We start from the raw sequence: 3,457 nt of genomic DNA on the forward strand, positions 1-3,457 counted from the left end.
GCATGCGGCCCTGCCGCCCGTTCCCGCCTCCGCGACCCCGTTGCCGCCTGCCCCGGGCCGGGGCAGGAATTCCGGCGGCAGCATGGCCCGCGTCACTTCCAGCCCGGCGTGCAGGATGAGCATGCGTTCCACGAAGTTGCGCAGTTCGCGCACGTTGCCGGGCCAGGGATACTGCGCCAGCGCCTCCTGCGCGTCTGGGGCGAAGGTGGCCGGGCGCAGGCCGTAGTCGCGTGCCAGGCGCTGCGCGAACAGGTCGATCAGCAGGGGCACATCGCCCTCGCGTTCACGCAGTGGAGGCAGCATCAGCGGAAATACCCGCAGCCGGTAGTACAGGTCCTCACGGAAGGTGCCGGCGGCGATTTCGTCCTCGAGGTTCTTGTTGGTGGCGGCGATGACGCGCACGTCCACGCGCATGGTGCGGTGGCCGCCCACCCGTTCGAACTGCTGTTCCTGCAGTATGCGCAGTATCTTGGCCTGGGTCTTCAGGCTCATGTCGCCGATCTCGTCCAGGAACAGCGTGCCCTTGTGGGCCATTTCGAACTTGCCCGCCTTGGCCGAATCCGCCCCGGTAAAGGCGCCCTTTTCGTGCCCGAACAGTTCGCTTTCGATGAGTTCTTCCGGAATGGCCGCGCAGTTCACGGCCACCAAGGGGCGGTCGGCCCGGCGGCTGCCCGCGTGAATGGCCCGCGCCGCCAGTTCCTTGCCGGTGCCGTTTTCTCCGGTGATCAGCACCCAGGCGTCGGTGGGGGCCACCCGCGCGATCTGTCCGCGCAGGGTCTCCATCACCGGCGAGCGGCCATTCATTTCGTCGGCGTGGGCCGTGGGCAGGCTGTCGCGCAGGGCCTCGTTCTCGCGGCGCAGGTCGCCGTATTCCAGGGCGCGCTGGGCGGCGATAAGCACCTTTTCCAGCGACAGCGGCTTTTCGATGAAGTCATGCGCGCCCTTGCGAATGGCGTTGACCGCCGTCTCTATGGTGCCGTGGCCGGAAATCATGATTACCGGCAGGTCGGGCCGCTGGGCATGCAACTGGTCCAGCACGGCCAGGCCGTCCATGCCCGGCATCCAGATGTCCAGGAACACCAGGTCGGGGGTCTCGCGGGCCAGCAGGGCCAGGCCGTCCTCGCCGCTGGGGGCCTCGAGCACCTCGAAGCCTTCGTCTTCGAGAATGCCGCGCAGGGAGAAGCGGATGCCGTCTTCGTCGTCGATGATCAGGATGCGGGCGTGCATGGTATGTCCGGTTGCGGGTGCGAAAGGGGGTGATCAGGAAAGGATGAAACCGTCGTGGAACAGGCTGACGCACACGTCCACCATGTTGCGGTCGTACCGCGTGCCGCGTCCGGCGGCAATCTCCGCCAGGGCCGGGCCCAGCCCCAGCGAGGCGCGGTAGGGCCGGTGCGAGGACATGGCCTCCACCACGTCGGCCACTGCCAGGATGCGCGCTTCGGGCAGGATGTCGTCGCCCGAAAGGGCGTTGGGGTAGCCGGAGCCGTCCAGCCGTTCGTGGTGTTGCAGCACGATCTGGGCCACCGGCCAGGGAAACTCGATTTCCTTCAGGATGTCGTAGCCCACCTGGCTGTGGGTACGCATGATGCCCATTTCCAGGTCGGACAATCGGGTGGGTTTGGCCAGTATTTCCGCAGGAATGTGGATTTTTCCGATGTCGTGCAGCATGCCCGCCACGCGCAGCCCTTCCAGCCGTTCGCCGGAAAGGCCCACCCGCACGGCCATGGCATGAGCCAGTTCCGCCACGCGCGCCTGGTGGCCCGCCGTGTACGGATCGCGCTTTTCCGATGCGGTGGCCAGGGCGGAAACGGTCTGGCGCAGGGTGCGGCGCAAATCCTCCACGCTGCGGCGCAGGGCCGCTTCCGACTGGCGGCGCTCGGTGATGTCGCGGAACACCAGCACGGTGCCCACCCGGCGGCCGTCCGGGTCGGCCAGGGGCGAGGCGCTCATTTCTATGGGGTGCGCGCGGCCATCTGGGCCGTGCACGAAGGCTTCGGTCATGGCCGTCGGCCCCGTGAGGGGCGCATGCCCCGCAATGGCGGGCTGGCCAGAAAGGTCACCGGGCAGGTTGCCGGACAGGTCGCCATACCGGGCGGCGGACGCCCCCGTGGGAAAGGGCGGGCGGGGCGAAAAGGACGACGCGTGGAGGCCGGGATTTGCTCCGCAGACCTGCAACGACTGCACCGATTGGACCGGCTGGACCAGCAGGTCGTTGGGGTCTTGCAGGCTGTGGCCGTTGCCGCCGGGTCGGATGTCCACGTGCTCCGCGAAAAGGCGGTCGATGCAGGTGTGGTGGTCGGCGCCGGTCATGGCCTCGGCACTGGCGTTGATGTAGGTGATGCGGCCGTGGCGGTCCACGGTGAGCACCGCGTCGGCGATGGAGCGCAGGGTGGTGGCGAACCAGCGTTCCTTGCGCCGGGTTTCGTGATCCATCTGGTGCTTGTACAGCGCCATCTCGATGGACGTGCGCAGGTCGCGGTCCTCGAAAGGTTTCAGCAGGTAGCCGAACGGCTCGGTGATCTTGGCGCGCTGCAGGGTTTCCGGGTCTTCGCGCGCGGTCATGTAGATGACGGGCGCGGCATGCAGGGCCAGGATGCGCGAGGCGGCATCGATGCCGTCCATGCCTTCGCCGAGTACGATGTCCATCAGCACCAGATCGGGCTTTTCGGCACGGGCCGCTTCCACGGCCTGCTCGCCGCTGGTGGCCAGCACCGGTTCGCCGTAGCCGAGCGCACGCAGTCTGCGGCGCATGTCCAGCGCCGAAACGGCGTCGTCCTCGACCAGCAGTATCTTGCAGTATGCCATGCCCGCTCCGGAACTGTGAGATGTCGTGTGGCGCGCCGGGGGTAACCCCGGGCGCGGCATGCGTCAGGGTGCCAGCAGGTCCGCCAGCGCCGCGCGTAGCGTGGGGAACCGGAATGTGTGGCCGGAATCCGTCAGGCGGTCCGGCGGGGCCACCTGCCCGGCCAGCAGGGCCTCTTGCGCCAGTTCGCCCAAGGCCAGGCGCAGGGCAAAGGCGGGGGCGGGCGGTGCGGGCAGCCAGGCCGGGCGCCCCACGGCACGGTTCAGTTCCGCCGTGAACCCGGCGTTGTCCACGGCCTGCGGCGCGGCAAGATTGTACGGGCCGGAACAGGACGGGGTATCCAGCAGGTGCAGGATGGCCCCCACCTCGTCCGTCAGGTGTATCCACGGGAACGGCTGTCTGCCGCTGCCCAGCGGCCCCCCCAGCCAGGCCCTGAACGCGGGCAGCATGCGCGCCAGTGCACCCCCGGTGCCCAGCACCACGCCGCTGCGGATGATGCAGCGCCGCACGCCCATGGCCTGTGCCGGGGCGGACGACGCCTCCCATCGGGCGCAGGTTTCCGCCAGAAATCCGGTCCCCGGCGGGGCGTCTTCGCCGCAGCGGGGGGCGGTGGCCATGTCGGGCCAGGCACCATAATACCCCACGGCCGAC

Annotated in this window: 3 protein-coding genes; all 3 read right to left on the bottom strand. The window is 68.8% G+C overall.

The window, feature by feature from the left end:
* A partial coding sequence (locus tag FVW27_RS10745) for a sigma-54-dependent transcriptional regulator (RefSeq protein WP_243838356.1) occupies nt 1-1,227 on the bottom strand: 1,227 nt, incomplete at its 3' end.
* Nucleotides 1,228-1,260: 33 nt separating this feature from the next.
* A complete protein-coding gene (locus FVW27_RS10750; protein ID WP_167125033.1) occupies nt 1,261-2,808 on the bottom strand; it encodes an HD domain-containing phosphohydrolase in 1,548 nt (515 codons plus the stop codon).
* Between the two features lie 63 nt (nt 2,809-2,871).
* Nucleotides 2,872-3,457, bottom strand: a 586-nt coding sequence (locus FVW27_RS10755; protein ID WP_167125035.1) for a DUF1731 domain-containing protein, incomplete at its 5' end; no start/stop codon positions are given.

Source organism: Nitratidesulfovibrio liaohensis (assembly GCF_011682075.1).
In the GTDB taxonomy this organism is placed as follows: Bacteria; Desulfobacterota; Desulfovibrionia; order Desulfovibrionales; family Desulfovibrionaceae; genus Cupidesulfovibrio; species Cupidesulfovibrio liaohensis.

Excerpts from the sequence above, each read along its gene's own strand:
- FVW27_RS10750 (WP_167125033.1), bottom strand. The coding sequence starts at position 2,808 with ATGGCATACTGCAAGATACTGCTGGTCGAGGACGACGCCGTTTCGGCG.